We start from the raw sequence: 16,430 nt of genomic DNA on the forward strand, positions 1-16,430 counted from the left end.
GTACGGTGGCAGGGCCCGGCTCGCGCGGGTGCCGGGGGCGCGGGTCGCCCCGGCGCGACCTGCGCCGCACCCGCCCGCCGGGGGCCGTCGGGGGCGGTGGCGCGGAACGGATTTCGGGGCCGGGGGCTGTACCCGCTATCGTGGTGCGGTATGCCTGCTCGCAGGCATGGAAAAAACTCTCAACAGGACCCGGAGAGAGCAATGCCTCCCAAGAAGAAGAAGATCACGGGGCTGATCAAGCTCCAGATCAACGCCGGTGCGGCCAACCCGGCGCCGCCGGTCGGCCCCGCGCTGGGCCAGCACGGCGTCAACATCATGGAGTTCTGCAAGGCCTACAACGCGGCGACCGAGTCGCAGCGCGGCATGGTGATCCCGGTGGAGATCACGGTCTACGAGGACCGCTCCTTCACCTTCGTCACCAAGACCCCGCCGGCCGCCAAGCTGATCCTCAAGGCCGCGGGCGTCGACAAGGGATCCGGCACCCCGCACACCAAGAAGGTCGCCAAGCTCACCCGCGACCAGGTGCGCGAGATCGCCACGACCAAGATGCCCGACCTGAACGCGAACGACCTGGACGCGGCGGAGAAGATCATCGCCGGTACGGCGCGCTCCATGGGCATCACGGTCGAGGGCTGACGCACGAGCTCGCGCAGTGGCCGGCCGAGGTACGAGGCCGTCCGCGGAGCGAGTGAGCAGGAAGCCCGAGCGGCAGGACGAGGGCTGACCGCCGCTCACGCAGCAGCACCTGTGGAAGGGCCTGCTCGGTCCGCACCACGAACTCCATCGAAACAGCTACAGGAGTAGTTCCATGAGCAAGCGCAGCAAGTCTCTCCGCGCTGCGGACGCGAAGATCGACCGGGAGCGGCTGTACGCGCCCCTGGAGGCCGTCCGTATCGCCAAGGAGACCGCGTCGACCAAGTTCGACTCGACCGTCGAGGTCGCCTTCCGCCTGGGTGTGGACCCGCGCAAGGCCGACCAGATGGTCCGTGGCACCGTGAACCTTCCGCACGGCACCGGCAAGACCGCCCGGGTCCTGGTCTTCGCGACCGGTGACCGTGCTGCGGCCGCGGAAGCCGCGGGCGCCGACATCGTCGGCTCCGACGAACTGATCGACGAGGTCGCGAAGGGCCGGCTGGACTTCGACGCCGTCGTCGCCACCCCGGACCTCATGGGCAAGGTCGGCCGCCTCGGCCGTGTCCTCGGCCCGCGTGGTCTGATGCCGAACCCGAAGACCGGCACCGTGACGCCCGACGTGGCCAAGGCCGTGACGGACATCAAGGGCGGCAAGATCGAATTCCGCGTCGACAAGCACTCCAACCTGCACTTCATCATCGGCAAGGTGTCCTTCGACGACGCCCAGCTGGTGGAGAACTACGCGGCGGCGCTGGACGAGGTCCTGCGTCTGAAGCCGTCCGCGGCGAAGGGCCGCTACCTGAAGAAGGCGGCCTTCTCCACGACGATGGGCCCCGGCATCCTGGTCGACCCCAACCGCACCCGCAACCTCCTCACCGAGGAGGACCCGGCCGCGGTCTGACCCGAGCCGACATCCTGCGGACGCCCCGCATCCCCCGAATTCCCGGGGGATGCGGGGCGTTCCGCGTCTACGATGCCCCGTGGCGCGCTGGGGAGCGCGCCCGACAGGGGGGCACATCATGCGTACGACGACGGCTGCCGCGGCGGTCATCGCGCTCGCGCTCGCGTTCGCAGCCGCGGGCTGCGGCGGCTCGCACCACGCGGACGCGAAGGCGACGCGGACCGGGACGGCGAAGCCGCCCGCGGCCGATCCCGACCCCGACAGCGCGGCGGCCAAGGCGGTCGTGGCGATGGTCGACCGGGCCGAGACGATGCACTCCGTCCACATCGCCTCCGTGCAGCGGCGCGGCAGCTCGACGCTCACGGAGACCGGGTTCAGCTCCTGGGGCGGCCCGGACCCGGGGACGGTCCTCACCGCGGCGCCCGCAGCGTTCGGCATGCAGGGGGTGAACCACCACGACCGCATGGAGACGCGCATGCTGCACGGGTTCGAGTACGTCCAGATCGATTCGCCGGCCGGGGGCCCGAACAAGGGGAAGAGCTGGCTGCGCTTCACCGTGACCGCCGTCATGGGCGAGGAGGTGGCGGCGGCGATGTCGGAGCAGATGGACCACAGCCCGGTCCACCGGCTGCTCCTGATGCCGTCCAGCGGCCCGGTCACGTTGGTCGGGCACGAGACGGTGGACGGTCGTGCGACGGCGCACTACCGGGGGACCGTCCCGGCGGACGCCCGGATCGTGGCGGCGCGCAAGGTGCCGGAGTCGGCGCGCGTCGATGTGTGGGTGGGCGCGGACGGCCTGCCGGTGCGGATGGTCAGCGACGACGGGAAGCAGCGCACCACCGACGATTTCAGCGACTTCGGCGGCGTCGTCCACATCCAGGTGCCGCCGGCCGCGCAGACCGTCGTTCCCGTAGCGCCCACGCCCGCCGCGGTCTGACCTGGGGCGGGGCGCCCGCCGGGGTGTCGGCGGGGTCGCCTAGGATTCCGCTGATTCGCCAGGGGCACGCGGCCCCCGCGAGGGGGGTAGGGGAACATGAACGGCTCCACCGCACGACGCTCCAGGCACGTCGCGACCGCGGTGCTCGCAGCCGCCTCGCTGGTGGCCCTCGCGGGCTGCGGGGGGTCGGGGGACGACAAGGCCGCGGGGAAGCGCGACAAGGGCGCCACGGCCGCGCCGACGGCCACCGCGACGGCCACCGCCGGAGGGTCGCCGCTCAGCGGGGCGGTGAACGCGCTCACGGCGCTGGACCTGGTCAGGAAGACCACCGACGGCGCGCACTCGGCGCGGGTCGAGACCACGCTCTCGGTCGGCACCACCATGTCCATGCACCTCAAGGGCTCCCTGGACTGGGCCGACGGCCTGCAGGGCGCGATGACGATCGACTACTCCGGCGGCGCGGTGGACCAGGCACCGCAGGGCGGCCTGCCGACGAGCATCCAGGCCCGCTACCTCAAGGACGCCTACTACGCCAACATGGGCGACGAGATGGCCGGGTACCTCGGCGGCAAGCACTGGATCCGGTACGACTACGACGACCTGGCCTCGCTCGCCGGCAGCGCCGGCGCGAGCATGAAGGACACGATCCAGAACGGCAACCCGGTCAAGGGCCTCGACGTCGTCCTCGCGTCGCCCGACATCAAGAAGGTCGGCACGGCCACGGTCCGCGGTGTGACGGCCACGCATTACCACGGCACGCTCGACCTGGCCGGCATCGGCAAGGCGGTCGCCCTGAGCGCGCAGAGCCGCAAGACGCTGCTGGACTCGTTCACCCGGACCGGCATCTCCTCGGAGACCGTCGACCTGTGGGTGTCGCAGGACAACCTGCCGGTGGAGGCGGCCACCACGGCGAACAGCAAGTCCGGTGCGGTGCGGTCGACCACCTACTACACGGACTACGGGACGCCGGTGCACGTGTCGGCCCCGAGCCCGTTCGACACCGTCGACTTCTCCGAGGCGATGAACGGCCTGACGAACAGCTGAACCGGCCGGGCCGGCCAGGCCCCCGCGGGCGATTTGCCCCGCGGGGGCGCGGTCCCGTACGCTGCCGGGGAAGCCAAAGACCGCTGGTTGCCGTCGTGTCCGGATCTCCGGGCGGGGCGGCCGAAGGATCCGCTGATGCGGACGGCCCGCGCAGGTGATCGTGGATGGACTCCGAGGCCGTTGGGGAAACCCAGAGGGCAGCGTCGAGTCACGCCCCGTGCGCCTGCGCCGGGGCGTTTGTTTTGCCCGGGGCACACCCGCCTCGTCCTTCGTTCCGTGCGGTCCATCACCCCGGAAGGAGGCCGAGACTCAATGGCGACGCCTGACAAGGCTGCCGCGGTTGCCGAGTTGACGGACCAGTTCCGCGCCTCGAACGCCGCTGTGCTGACCGAGTACCGCGGTCTCACCGTCGCGCAGCTCAAGACGCTGCGCCGCTCGCTCGGTGAGAACGCCCAGTACGCCGTGGTGAAGAACACGCTGACCAAGATCGCGGCCAACGAGGCCGGGATCACCCAGCTCGACGACCTGTTCGCGGGTCCGTCGGCTGTCGCCTTCGTCACCGGTGACCCGGTGGAGGCGGCGAAGGGTCTGCGCGACTTCGCCAAGGACAACCCCGCTCTCGTCATCAAGGGCGGTGTCCTTGACGGCAAGGCGCTGTCCGCCGACGAGATCAAGAAGCTTGCGGACCTCGAGTCCCGCGAGGTTCTGCTCGCCAAGCTGGCGGGTGCCATGAAGGCCAAGCAGTCGCAGGCTGCCGCGCTCTTCCAGGCGCTCCCCTCGAAGTTCGTCCGCACCGCGGAGGCGCTTCGTGCCAAGAAGGCAGAGGCCGAGCAGGGCGGTGCCGAGTAATTCGGCTCGCACGATGACCGGGGCCTGACGGCTCCGGTCGGGGCCGGCGCGCGACCGCACCACGCACCAGCGCACCGGCTTACGCGGGCCGACCGTACGCCCGCCGACTTGTACGACATTCCGGCACCAGCCGATTTAGTGGAAGGACCGCCATCATGGCGAAGCTCAGCCAGGAAGACCTGCTCGCCCAGTTCGAGGAGCTCACCCTCATCGAGCTCTCCGAGTTCGTGAAGGCGTTCGAGGAGAAGTTCGACGTCACCGCCGCCGCCCCGGTTGCCGTCGCCGCCGGTGGCGCGGGTGTCGCCGCTCCGGCCGAGGCCGCTGAGGAGCAGGACGAGTTCGACGTCATCCTCACCGCCGCGGGCGACAAGAAGATCCAGGTCATCAAGGTCGTGCGTGAGCTGACCTCGCTGGGTCTGAAGGAGGCCAAGGACCTCGTGGACGGCGCCCCGAAGCCCGTCCTGGAGAAGGTCGCCAAGGAGGCCGCGGACAAGGCTGCCGAGTCCCTCAAGGCCGCCGGCGCCTCGGTCGAGGTCAAGTAACACCTCACCCGTCACACACCGTGACATAGGAGCACTCGCTGCTCCACCTACCGCAGGGCGGTCACCCGGAAGGGTGGCCGCCCTCGGTCGTTCGTACGCCCCTCGGCGGGCCGCGCCGGGGGTTGTCGTACCCGCCGGGTAGGGTGATCCCTCCTGCTGGGAACGGGTGTCCGCGCATGTGTGCGGGGCCGGGGCCTTGACGTTTGGCACGCGGCGCGCAATTCTCAGGACGCGCCACGACGTTGGTCGCGATCCCGGCGGGGCGGGGCGCGGTCCACCGCCGATCCGATGCATGATCCGATGCATGGATCGTCGGCGAGGCGGGAATGCATGGCTATGCAGCAGGACGCAGGACGACGGCAGCGTTGACGGAGGCGGTTCCAGGTTCCGAGGCTTGGGGTCGCGAGACGGGCAGAGGGGGCGACGATTCGGTACTCCGAATCTCAGCCTGGACATCAGTGTGCCAAGTGGCTACACTGACCCTTTGCGCTGCCTGTTAGCTGCTGCCTGGCCCGTCACCAGGAGCATGCCCACGTCTGAGAGCTGCTGAGAAGGCCCTTCCATCAGGGCTTTCCCTCTGGTCCTCAGGGGCGGACCGGTACGCGCGTAGTGAGTCCGAGCCCTCGGAAGGACCCCCTCTTGGCCGCCTCGCGCAACGCCTCGACTGCCAATTCGAACAACGGCGCCAGCACTGCCCCGCTGCGCATCTCTTTCGCGAAGATCCGTGAACCGCTCGAAGTTCCGAACCTCCTCGCGCTCCAGACCGAGAGCTTTGACTGGCTGCTCGGCAATGCGGCGTGGAAGGCTCGGGTCGAGGCGGCGCTGGACAGTGGGCAGGACGTCCCCAGGAAGTCCGGTCTGGAGGAGATCTTCGAGGAGATCTCCCCGATCGAGGACTTCTCCGGGTCGATGTCCCTCACGTTCCGTGACCACCGGTTCGAGCCCCCGAAGAACTCGCTGGACGAGTGCAAGGAGCGCGACTTCACGTACGGCGCCCCGCTCTTCGTCACCGCCGAGTTCACCAACAACGAGACCGGCGAGATCAAGTCCCAGACGGTCTTCATGGGCGACTTCCCGCTGATGACCTCGAAGGGCACCTTCTGCATCAACGGCACCGAGCGTGTCGTCGTCTCGCAGCTGGTCCGCTCGCCGGGCGTGTACTTCGACTCCAGCATCGACAAGACGTCCGACAAGGACATCTTCTCGGCCAAGATCATCCCGTCCCGGGGTGCCTGGCTGGAGATGGAGATCGACAAGCGCGACATGGTCGGTGTCCGCATCGACCGCAAGCGCAAGCAGTCGGTCACGGTGCTGCTCAAGGCGCTCGGCTGGAGCACCGAGCAGATCCTGGAGGAGTTCGGCGACTACGAGTCGATGCGCGCCACCCTGGAGAAGGACCACACCCAGGGCCAGGACGACGCGCTGCTCGACATCTACCGCAAGCTGCGCCCGGGCGAGCCGCCGACCAAGGAGGCCGCCCAGACGCTGCTGGAGAACCTGTACTTCAACCCCAAGCGCTACGACCTCGCGAAGGTCGGCCGCTACAAGGTCAACAAGAAGCTCGGCAGCGACGCGCCGCTGGACGCCGGTGTGCTCACCACCGAGGACATCATCGCGACCATCAAGTACCTGGTGAAGCTGCACGCCGGCGAGACCGAGACGACCGGGGAGAACGGCTCCTCCATCGTGGTCGAGGTCGACGACATCGACCACTTCGGCAACCGCCGCCTGCGCAACGTCGGCGAGCTGATCCAGAACCAGGTCCGTACCGGCCTCGCGCGTATGGAGCGCGTGGTCCGCGAGCGCATGACCACCCAGGACGTCGAGGCGATCACGCCGCAGACCCTGATCAACATCCGGCCGGTCGTCGCCTCCATCAAGGAGTTCTTCGGCACCAGCCAGCTGTCGCAGTTCATGGACCAGACCAACCCGCTGTCCGGTCTGACCCACAAGCGCCGCCTGTCGGCGCTCGGCCCCGGCGGTCTGTCCCGTGAGCGGGCCGGCTTCGAGGTCCGTGACGTGCACCCGTCGCACTACGGCCGGATGTGCCCGATCGAGACGCCGGAAGGCCCGAACATCGGTCTGATCGGCTCGCTGGCCTCCTACGGCCGGGTCAACGCGTTCGGCTTCGTCGAGACGCCGTACCGCAAGGTCGTCGGCGGTGTCGTGACCGACGACGTCGACTACCTGACCGCCGACGAGGAGGACCGCTTCGTCATCGCGCAGGCCAACGCGCCGCTGACCGACGACCTGCGGTTCGCCGAGTCCCGCGTGCTGGTCCGCCGCCGTGGCGGCGAGATCGACTACATCCCCGGCGACGACGTCGACTACATGGACGTCTCGCCGCGCCAGATGGTGTCGGTCGCGACCGCGATGATCCCCTTCCTGGAGCACGACGACGCCAACCGCGCGCTCATGGGGTCGAACATGATGCGCCAGGCCGTGCCGCTCATCAAGGCGGAGGCCCCGCTGGTCGGCACCGGCATGGAGTACCGCTGCGCGGTCGACGCCGGCGACGTCATCAAGGCCGAGAAGGACGGCGTGGTCCAGGAGGTCTCCGCCGACTACGTCACGGTGACCAACGACGACGGCACGTACAACACGTACCGCATCGCCAAGTTCTCCCGCTCCAACCAGGGCACGTCCTTCAACCAGAAGGTCGTCGTCAACGAGGGCGACCGCGTCGTGGTCGGCCAGGTGCTCGCCGACGGTCCGTCGACCCAGGAAGGGGAGATGGCGCTCGGCAAGAACCTGCTGGTGGCGTTCATGCCGTGGGAGGGCCACAACTACGAGGACGCGATCATCCTGTCGCAGCGCCTCGTGCAGGACGACGTCCTGTCCTCGATCCACATCGAGGAGCACGAGGTCGACGCCCGCGACACCAAGCTGGGCCCCGAGGAGATCACCCGGGACATCCCGAACGTCTCCGAGGAGGTGCTCGCCGACCTCGACGAGCGCGGCATCATCCGGATCGGCGCCGACGTGGTCGCCGGCGACATCCTGGTCGGCAAGGTCACCCCGAAGGGCGAGACCGAGCTGACGCCGGAGGAGCGGCTGCTGCGCGCGATCTTCGGTGAGAAGGCCCGCGAGGTCCGCGACACCTCGCTGAAGGTCCCGCACGGCGAGGTCGGCAAGATCATCGGCGTCCGGGTCTTCGACCGCGAGGAGGGCGACGAGCTGCCGCCCGGCGTGAACCAGCTGGTCCGCGTCTACGTCGCGCAGAAGCGCAAGATCACCGACGGCGACAAGCTCGCCGGCCGGCACGGCAACAAGGGCGTCATCTCGAAGATCCTGCCGGTCGAGGACATGCCGTTCCTGGAGGACGGCACCCCGGTCGACATCATCCTCAACCCGCTCGGTGTGCCGTCCCGGATGAACCCCGGCCAGGTGCTGGAGATCCACCTCGGGTGGCTCGCCAAGCAGGGCTGGGACGTCTCGGGCATCGCCGACGAGTGGGCGCGCCGGCTGGAGGCCATCGACGCGCACCGCGTCGAGCCCGGCACCAACGTCGCCACCCCGGTGTTCGACGGCGCGCGCGAGGACGAGATCCGCGGGCTCTTCGAGTCCACGATCCCCAACCGCGACGGCGACCGGCTGGTCCTGCCGTCCGGCAAGGCCCGGCTCTTCGACGGCCGCTCCGGCGAGCCGTTCCCGGACCCGATCTCGATCGGCTACATGTACATCCTCAAGCTGCACCACCTGGTGGACGACAAGCTGCACGCCCGCTCCACCGGTCCGTACTCGATGATCACCCAGCAGCCGCTGGGTGGTAAGGCGCAGTTCGGCGGGCAGCGATTCGGCGAGATGGAGGTGTGGGCGCTGGAGGCGTACGGCGCCGCTTACGCCCTCCAGGAGCTGCTGACCATCAAGTCCGACGACGTCCTCGGCCGCGTGAAGGTCTACGAGGCCATCGTCAAGGGCGAGAACATCCCCGAGCCGGGCATTCCCGAGTCCTTCAAGGTGCTCATCAAGGAAATGCAGTCGCTGTGCCTCAACGTGGAGGTGCTGTCCTCGGACGGCATGTCCATCGAGATGCGCGACACCGACGAGGACGTTTTCCGCGCCGCCGAGGAGCTCGGTATCGACCTGTCCCGGCGCGAGCCGAGCAGCGTCGAAGAGGTCTGACGGGTTCCGCCGGGCCCCGGCCGTACAGCTCGTACGGCCGGGCCCGGCGGCCCCCACGACCCGTTCAGACCATTTGAGAATCAACCCTGAGAGGGATTGACGACACAGTGCTCGACGTCAACTTCTTCGACGAGCTGCGGATCGGCCTGGCCACCGCGGACGACATCCGGACCTGGTCGCACGGCGAGGTCAAGAAGCCCGAGACCATCAACTACCGCACCCTCAAGCCGGAAAAGGACGGGCTCTTCTGCGAGAAGATCTTCGGCCCCACCCGGGACTGGGAGTGCTACTGCGGCAAGTACAAGCGCGTGCGCTTCAAGGGCATCATCTGCGAGCGCTGCGGCGTCGAGGTCACCCGCGCCAAGGTGCGCCGCGAGCGGATGGGCCACATCGAGCTGGCCGCGCCCGTCACGCACATCTGGTACTTCAAGGGTGTCCCGTCGCGCCTGGGCTACCTGCTCGACCTCGCCCCGAAGGACCTGGAGAAGGTCATCTACTTCGCGGCGTACATGATCACCTGGGTCGACGACGAGCGCCGCACCCGCGACCTGCCGTCGCTGGAGGCCCAGGTCTCCGTCGAGCGCCAGCAGGTCGAGCAGCGCCGTGACTCCGACGTCGAGGCCCGGCAGAAGAAGCTGGAGGCCGACCTCGGCGAGCTGGAGAACGAGGGCGCCAAGGCCGACGTCCGCCGCAAGGTCCGTGAGGGTGCCGAGCGCGAGATGAAGCAGCTGCGCGACCGCGCGCAGCGCGAGATCGACCGCCTCGACGAGGTGTGGGCCCGCTTCAAGAACCTCAAGGTCCAGGACCTGGAGGGCGACGAGCTGCTCTACCGCGAGCTGCGCGACCGCTTCGGCACGTACTTCCAGGGCTCGATGGGTGCCGCGGCGCTGCAGAAGCGCCTGGAGTCCTTCGACCTGGACGAGGAGGCCGAGCGCCTCCGCGAGATCATCCGCACCGGCAAGGGCCAGAAGAAGACCCGCGCGCTCAAGCGCCTCAAGGTCGTCTCCGCCTTCCTGCAGACCACCAACAAGCCCAACGGCATGGTGCTGGACTGCGTCCCGGTGATCCCGCCGGACCTGCGTCCGATGGTGCAGCTGGACGGTGGCCGCTTCGCGACCTCCGACCTGAACGACCTGTACCGCCGCGTCATCAACCGCAACAACCGCCTGAAGCGGCTTCTCGACCTCGGCGCGCCCGAGATCATCGTGAACAACGAGAAGCGCATGCTCCAGGAGGCCGTGGACGCGCTCTTCGACAACGGCCGCCGCGGCCGCCCGGTCACGGGCCCCGGCAACCGCCCGCTGAAGTCGCTGTCCGACATGCTCAAGGGCAAGCAGGGCCGCTTCCGGCAGAACCTGCTCGGCAAGCGCGTCGACTACTCCGCCCGTTCGGTGATCGTCGTCGGCCCGCAGCTCAAGCTGCACCAGTGCGGCCTGCCCAAGGCCATGGCGCTGGAGCTCTTCAAGCCGTTCGTGATGAAGCGCCTGGTGGACCTGAACCACGCGCAGAACATCAAGTCGGCCAAGCGCATGGTCGAGCGCGGCCGTACGGTCGTGTACGACGTGCTGGAAGAGGTCATCGCCGAGCACCCGGTGCTGCTCAACCGCGCGCCGACCCTGCACCGCCTGGGCATCCAGGCCTTCGAGCCGCAGCTGGTCGAGGGCAAGGCGATCCAGATCCACCCGCTGGTCTGCACCGCCTTCAACGCGGACTTCGACGGCGACCAGATGGCCGTGCACCTGCCGCTGTCCGCGGAGGCGCAGGCCGAGGCCCGCATCCTGATGCTGTCCTCGAACAACATCCTCAAGCCCGCCGACGGCCGCCCGGTCACCATGCCGACCCAGGACATGGTGCTCGGTCTGTTCTTCCTGACCACGGACTCCGAAGAGCGCACGATCATCGGGGAGGGCCGCGCCTTCGGTGCGACCGCCGAGGCGATCATGGCCTTCGACAACCGTGAGCTGTCGATGCAGGCGCCGGTCGACATCCGCTTCCCGGTGGGCACCGTCCCGCCGCGCGGCTGGACGCCGCCGGAGCCCGTCGAGGGCGAGCAGCCGTACCAGGTCGGTGACAGCTTCCGGCTGCGCACCACGCTGGGCCGGGCGCTCTTCAACGAGCTGCTGCCCGAGGACTACCCGTTCGTGGACTACGCGGTCGGCAAGAAGCAGCTCTCGGAGATCGTCAACGACCTCGCCGAGCGCTACCCGAAGGTCATCGTGGCGGCGACGCTCGACAACCTGAAGGCGGCCGGCTTCCACTGGGCCACCCGTTCCGGCGTCACCGTCTCCGTCACCGACATCGTCGTGCCGGAGGCCAAGAAGGCGATCATCGCCGCCTACGAGGCGCAGGACGAGAAGGTCCAGAAGCAGTACGAGCGCGGCCTGATCACCAAGCAGGAGCGGTCGGACGAGCTGATCGGGATCTGGAACAAGGCGACCAACGAGGTCGCCGTGGCGATGAACGCCAACTTCCCGAAGACGAACCCGATCTTCATGATGGTCGACTCCGGCGCCCGCGGAAACATGATGCAGATGCGTCAGATCGCGGGTATGCGAGGCCTGGTCTCCAACGCCAAGAACGAGACCATCCCGCGGCCGATCAAGGCGTCCTTCCGTGAGGGCCTGTCCGTGCTGGAGTACTTCATCTCCACCCACGGTGCCCGTAAGGGTCTGGCCGACACCGCGCTGCGTACCGCCGACTCGGGTTACCTGACCCGTCGTCTGGTGGACGTCTCGCAGGACGTCATCATCCGCGAGGAGGACTGCGGCACCGAGCGCGGTCTGAAGCTGCGGATCGCCGAGCGCGGCACCGACGGCGTACTGCGCAAGGCCGAGGACGTCGAGACCAGCGTGTACGCGCGCATGCTCTCCGAGGACGTGGTGGTGGACGGCAAGGTCGTCGCGCCCGCCAACGTCGACCTCGGCGACGTGCTCATCGACCAGCTGGTGCGGCTCGGCGTCGAAGAGGTCAAGGTCCGCTCGATCCTGACCTGCGAGTCGGCCGTCGGCACCTGCGCCTACTGCTACGGGCGCTCGCTGGCCACCGGCAAGCTGGTGGACATCGGCGAGGCGGTCGGCATCATCGCCGCCCAGTCGATCGGTGAGCCCGGCACCCAGCTGACGATGCGTACCTTCCACACCGGTGGTGTGGCCGGTGACGACATCACCCAGGGTCTGCCGCGTGTCGTCGAGCTCTTCGAGGCCCGGGTGCCCAAGGGTGTCGCCCCGATCTCCGAGGCGGCCGGCCGGGTGCGGGTCGACGAGACGGAGAAGACCAAGAAGCTGGTCGTCACTCCGGACGACGGCTCCGAGGAGCTGGCGTACCCGATCTCCAAGCGCGTCAAGCTCATGGTGGGCGAGGGCGACCACGTCGAGGTCGGCCAGAAGCTCACCTACGGTGCCACCAACCCGCACGACGTGCTGCGGATCCTGGGCCAGCGCCAGGTGCAGATCCACCTGGTGGCCGAGGTCCAGAAGGTCTACAACTCGCAGGGTGTGTCGATCCACGACAAGCACATCGAGATCATCATCCGGCAGATGCTGCGCCGGGTGACGATCATCGAGTCCGGCGACGCCGAGCTGCTGCCCGGCGAGCTGGTCGAGCGCGGCCGGTTCGAGACCGAGAACCGGCGGGTCGTGTCCGAGGGCGGTCACCCGGCCTCGGGTCGTCCGCAGCTCATGGGTATCACCAAGGCGTCGCTGGCCACCGAGTCGTGGCTGTCGGCGGCGTCCTTCCAGGAGACGACCCGGGTGCTGACGGACGCGGCGATCCACGCGAAGTCGGACTCGCTGCTGGGTCTGAAGGAGAACGTCATCATCGGCAAGCTCATCCCGGCCGGTACGGGTCTGTCCCGCTACCGCAACATCCGGGTGGAGCCGACCGAGGAGGCCAAGGCCGCGATGTACTCGGCCGTCGGCTACGACGACATCGACTACAGCCCCTTCGGCTCCGGCTCCGGCCAGGCCGTCCCGCTGGAGGACTACGACTACGGCCCGTACAACGGCTGAGGCGTAGCCCGCGCACAGCGCAGAGCGGCCGTCCCCCGCGCGGGGGCGGCCGCTCTGCGGCATCCTGGGACAGGGTCGCTGAGCTGGCGGAATCCGGCCGGTATGCATGTGTTTTGACCGCGGCCGATGCGGTAGGTACGCTCTGACCTTGTGCCTGGGGTGTGCCCGGGTTCTTGCGCGTGCCATGCGACCGCGCGGGAAGCCCGAGGCCGCGGCATCCGACGATACGCACGTCCCGCTGTTCCGGGGGATGTGCGGGGTCCGCGACACACCCGACCGCGTGGGTCGGAGCCCAGGTTAGTTTTATCGAGATCGGCACAGAGAAACCGGAGATACGGTGCCTACGATCCAGCAGCTGGTCCGGAAGGGCCGGCAGGACAAGGTCGACAAGAACAAGACGCCCGCGCTGAAGGGTTCCCCCCAGCGTCGCGGCGTCTGCACGCGTGTGTACACGACCACCCCGAAGAAGCCGAACTCGGCCCTCCGTAAGGTCGCCCGTGTGCGCCTTACCAGTGGCATCGAGGTCACCGCTTACATCCCGGGTGAGGGCCACAACCTGCAGGAGCACTCGATCGTGCTCGTGCGTGGCGGTCGTGTGAAGGACCTGCCGGGTGTTCGCTACAAGATCATCCGCGGCTCCCTCGACACGCAGGGCGTCAAGAACCGTAAGCAGGCCCGCAGCCGCTACGGCGCCAAGAAGGAGAAGTAAGAATGCCTCGTAAGGGCCCCGCCCCGAAGCGCCCGGTCATCATCGACCCGGTTTACGGCTCCCCGCTGGTGACGTCCCTCGTCAACAAGATCCTCCTGCACGGCAAGCGCTCCACCGCCGAGCGCATCGTGTACGGCGCTCTGGAGGGCCTGCGCGAGAAGGCCGGGGTCGACCCGGTCATCACGCTCAAGCGCGCTCTGGAGAACATCAAGCCGACCCTGGAGGTCAAGTCCCGCCGTGTCGGTGGCGCGACCTACCAGGTCCCGGTCGAGGTCCGCCCGGGCCGGCAGAACACCCTGGCGCTGCGCTGGCTGGTCGGGTACTCCCGCGCCCGCCGCGAGAAGACCATGACCGAGCGGCTCATGAACGAGATCCTCGACGCCAGCAACGGCCTCGGGGCTTCCGTGAAGCGCCGTGAGGACACGCACAAGATGGCCGAGTCCAACAAGGCCTTCGCGCACTACCGCTGGTAGTCGCTACCCCCATCGAGACCGAGAGAAGACTGAGCCACATGGCCACCACTTCACTTGACCTGGCCAGGGTCCGCAACATTGGGATCATGGCCCACATCGACGCGGGCAAGACGACCACCACCGAGCGGATCCTGTTCTACACCGGTGTCTCCTACAAGATCGGTGAGGTCCACGACGGCGCTGCCACGATGGACTGGATGGAGCAGGAGCAGGAGCGCGGCATCACCATCACGTCCGCCGCGACGACCTGCCACTGGCCGCTCGACGAGGTCGACCACACCATCAACATCATCGACACCCCCGGGCACGTCGACTTCACGGTCGAGGTGGAGCGTTCGCTCCGCGTCCTCGACGGTGCCGTCACCGTGTTCGACGGTGTCGCCGGTGTGGAGCCCCAGTCCGAGACGGTGTGGCGGCAGGCCGACCGCTACGGCGTTCCCCGCATCTGCTTCGTCAACAAGCTCGACCGCACCGGCGCCGAGTTCCACCGCTGCGTCGACATGATCGTGGACCGCCTCGGCGCGACCCCGATCGTGATGCAGCTGCCGATCGGCGCCGAGGCCGACTTCAAGGGCGTGGTCGACCTCGTCCAGATGAAGGCCCTGGTGTGGTCCGCCGAGGCGACCAAGGGCGAGATGTACGACACCGTCGACATCCCGGCCACGCACACCGAGGCCGCGGCCGAGTGGCACGGCAAGCTGCTGGAGACCGTCGCCGAGAACGACGAAGAGATGATGGAGCTGTACCTGGAGGGCGTCGAGCCCACCGTGGAGCAGCTGTACGCGGCGATCCGCCGTATCACCATCCACTCCGGCAAGGGCGGCGCCACCACCGTCACCCCGGTGTTCTGCGGTACCGCGTTCAAGAACAAGGGTGTGCAGCCGCTGCTCGACGCCGTCGTGCGCTACCTGCCCTCCCCGCTGGACGTCGAGGCCATCGAGGGCCACGACGTCAAGGACGCCGAGGTCGTCGTCAGCCGCAAGCCGTCCGACGACGAGCCGCTGGCCGCCCTGGCGTTCAAGATCATGAGCGACCCGCACCTGGGCAAGCTCACCTTCGTCCGGGTCTACTCGGGCCGCCTGGAATCCGGTTCGGCCGTGCTGAACCCGGTGAAGGGCAAGAAGGAGCGCATCGGCAAGATCTACCGGATGCACGCGAACAAGCGTGAGGAGATCGAGGCGGTGGGCGCCGGCGACATCGTCGCCGTCATGGGTCTGAAGCAGACCACCACCGGCGAGACGCTGTGCGACGACAAGGCGCCGGTGATCCTGGAGTCCATGGACTTCCCGGCGCCGGTCATCCAGGTCGCGATCGAGCCCAAGTCCAAGGGCGACCAGGAGAAGCTGGGTATCGCCATCCAGCGGCTCGCGGAGGAGGACCCCTCCTTCCAGGTCCACTCGGACGAGGAGACCGGTCAGACGATCATCGGCGGTATGGGCGAGCTGCACCTCGAGGTGCTGGTCGACCGTATGCGGCGCGAGTTCCGCGTCGAGGCCAACGTCGGCAAGCCGCAGGTCGCGTACCGCGAGACCATCCGCAAGACGGTCGAGCGGGTCGACTACACCCACAAGAAGCAGACCGGTGGTACCGGTCAGTTCGCGAAGGTGCAGATCGGCATCGAGCCGATCGAGGGCGGCGACGCGTCGTACGAGTTCGTCAACAAGGTCACCGGTGGCCGCATCCCCCGGGAGTACATCCCGTCGGTGGACGCGGGTGCGCAGGAGGCCATGAAGTTCGGCATCCTCGCCGGCTACGAGATGGTGGGCGTCCGCGTCATCCTGATCGACGGCGGCTACCACGAGGTCGACTCCTCCGAACTCGCGTTCAAGATCGCCGGTTCGCAGGCCTTCAAGGAGGCCGCGCGCAAGGCGAGCCCTGTGCTCCTCGAACCGATGATGGCCGTCGAGGTCACCACCCCCGAGGACTACATGGGCGACGTGATCGGCGACCTCAACTCCCGCCGTGGCCAGATCCAGGCCATGGAGGAGCGCAGCGGCGCCCGGGTCGTCAAGGGCCTGGTTCCGCTGTCGGAGATGTTCGGCTACGTCGGTGACCTGCGGTCGAAGACCTCGGGCCGGGCCAGCTACTCCATGCAGTTCGACTCCTACGCCGAGGTTCCGCGGAACGTCGCCGAGGAGATCATCGCGAAGGCCAAGGGCGAATAACTCGCTCTAGGCTTGAAATCCAGCAAAGATCACCTGGCGCCGATG

Annotated in this window: 11 protein-coding genes; all 11 read left to right on the top strand. The window is 68.3% G+C overall.

The annotated features are described in order from the left end of the window. Nucleotides 1–201: 201 nt before the first annotated feature. The 11 genes from rplK to fusA all read left to right on the top strand — a co-directional run bounded on the left by rplK (nt 202) and on the right by fusA (nt 16,385). Nucleotides 202–636 carry a 50S ribosomal protein L11 gene (gene rplK, locus ACH4SL_RS16260; RefSeq protein ID WP_031519757.1) on the top strand — a complete coding sequence of 145 codons (435 nt, stop codon included), beginning with the start codon at nt 202–204 and terminating at the stop codon, nt 634–636. A gap of 172 nt (nt 637–808) precedes the next feature. Beyond that, nucleotides 809–1,534 (top strand): 50S ribosomal protein L1, encoded by a 726-nt coding sequence (rplA, locus tag ACH4SL_RS16265; RefSeq protein ID WP_398445790.1) that lies wholly within the window; start codon nt 809–811, stop codon nt 1,532–1,534. 118 nt (nt 1,535–1,652) lie between these two features. After that, a complete protein-coding gene (locus ACH4SL_RS16270; protein ID WP_398445792.1) occupies nt 1,653–2,471 on the top strand; it encodes a hypothetical protein in 819 nt (272 codons plus the stop codon). A gap of 96 nt (nt 2,472–2,567) precedes the next feature. Further along, nucleotides 2,568–3,515, top strand: coding sequence for a hypothetical protein (locus tag ACH4SL_RS16275; RefSeq protein WP_398445794.1), 948 nt, complete (start codon nt 2,568–2,570; stop codon nt 3,513–3,515). Between the two features lie 312 nt (nt 3,516–3,827). Continuing rightward, a complete protein-coding gene (rplJ, locus tag ACH4SL_RS16280; protein WP_398445797.1) occupies nt 3,828–4,364 on the top strand; it encodes a 50S ribosomal protein L10 in 537 nt (178 codons plus the stop codon). A gap of 155 nt (nt 4,365–4,519) precedes the next feature. Then, on the top strand, nt 4,520–4,906 hold the full coding sequence (gene rplL, locus ACH4SL_RS16285) for a 50S ribosomal protein L7/L12 (RefSeq protein ID WP_398445799.1): 387 nt from the start codon (nt 4,520–4,522) through the stop codon (nt 4,904–4,906). Nucleotides 4,907–5,545: 639 nt separating this feature from the next. Next, nucleotides 5,546–9,031, top strand: a complete 3,486-nt coding sequence (gene rpoB, locus ACH4SL_RS16290; protein ID WP_398445801.1) for a DNA-directed RNA polymerase subunit beta — start codon at nt 5,546–5,548, stop codon at nt 9,029–9,031. Nucleotides 9,032–9,138: 107 nt separating this feature from the next. Then, entirely contained in the window at nt 9,139–13,038 is a 3,900-nt protein-coding gene (locus tag ACH4SL_RS16295; protein ID WP_398445804.1) for a DNA-directed RNA polymerase subunit beta', read from the top strand. Between the two features lie 337 nt (nt 13,039–13,375). After that, on the top strand, nt 13,376–13,747 hold the full coding sequence (gene rpsL, locus ACH4SL_RS16300; protein ID WP_031519741.1) for a 30S ribosomal protein S12: 372 nt from the start codon (nt 13,376–13,378) through the stop codon (nt 13,745–13,747). 2 nt (nt 13,748–13,749) lie between these two features. Next, complete coding sequence (gene rpsG / locus ACH4SL_RS16305) at nt 13,750–14,220, top strand: 30S ribosomal protein S7 (protein ID WP_031519738.1); 471 nt, start codon at nt 13,750–13,752, stop codon at nt 14,218–14,220. Between the two features lie 38 nt (nt 14,221–14,258). Further along, nucleotides 14,259–16,385 (top strand): elongation factor G, encoded by a 2,127-nt coding sequence (gene fusA / locus ACH4SL_RS16310; RefSeq protein ID WP_398445806.1) that lies wholly within the window; start codon nt 14,259–14,261, stop codon nt 16,383–16,385. The last annotated feature ends 45 nt before the right edge of the window (nt 16,386–16,430 follow it).

This window comes from Streptomyces sp. NPDC021020, from assembly GCF_044333285.1.
GTDB lineage: Bacteria > Actinomycetota > Actinomycetes > Streptomycetales > Streptomycetaceae > Actinacidiphila.

What these genes read in the sequence shown, in the direction of transcription:
- rplK (WP_031519757.1), top strand. Translation starts at nt 202, where the DNA reads ATGCCTCCCAAGAAGAAGAAGATCACGGGGCTGATCAAGCTCCAGATC.
- rplA (WP_398445790.1), top strand. Translation starts at nt 809, where the DNA reads ATGAGCAAGCGCAGCAAGTCTCTCCGCGCTGCGGACGCGAAGATCGAC.
- ACH4SL_RS16270 (WP_398445792.1), top strand. Translation starts at nt 1,653, where the DNA reads ATGCGTACGACGACGGCTGCCGCGGCGGTCATCGCGCTCGCGCTCGCG.
- ACH4SL_RS16275 (WP_398445794.1), top strand. Translation starts at nt 2,568, where the DNA reads ATGAACGGCTCCACCGCACGACGCTCCAGGCACGTCGCGACCGCGGTG.
- rplJ (WP_398445797.1), top strand. Translation starts at nt 3,828, where the DNA reads ATGGCGACGCCTGACAAGGCTGCCGCGGTTGCCGAGTTGACGGACCAG.
- rplL (WP_398445799.1), top strand. Translation starts at nt 4,520, where the DNA reads ATGGCGAAGCTCAGCCAGGAAGACCTGCTCGCCCAGTTCGAGGAGCTC.
- rpsG (WP_031519738.1), top strand. Translation starts at nt 13,750, where the DNA reads ATGCCTCGTAAGGGCCCCGCCCCGAAGCGCCCGGTCATCATCGACCCG.
- fusA (WP_398445806.1), top strand. Translation starts at nt 14,259, where the DNA reads ATGGCCACCACTTCACTTGACCTGGCCAGGGTCCGCAACATTGGGATC.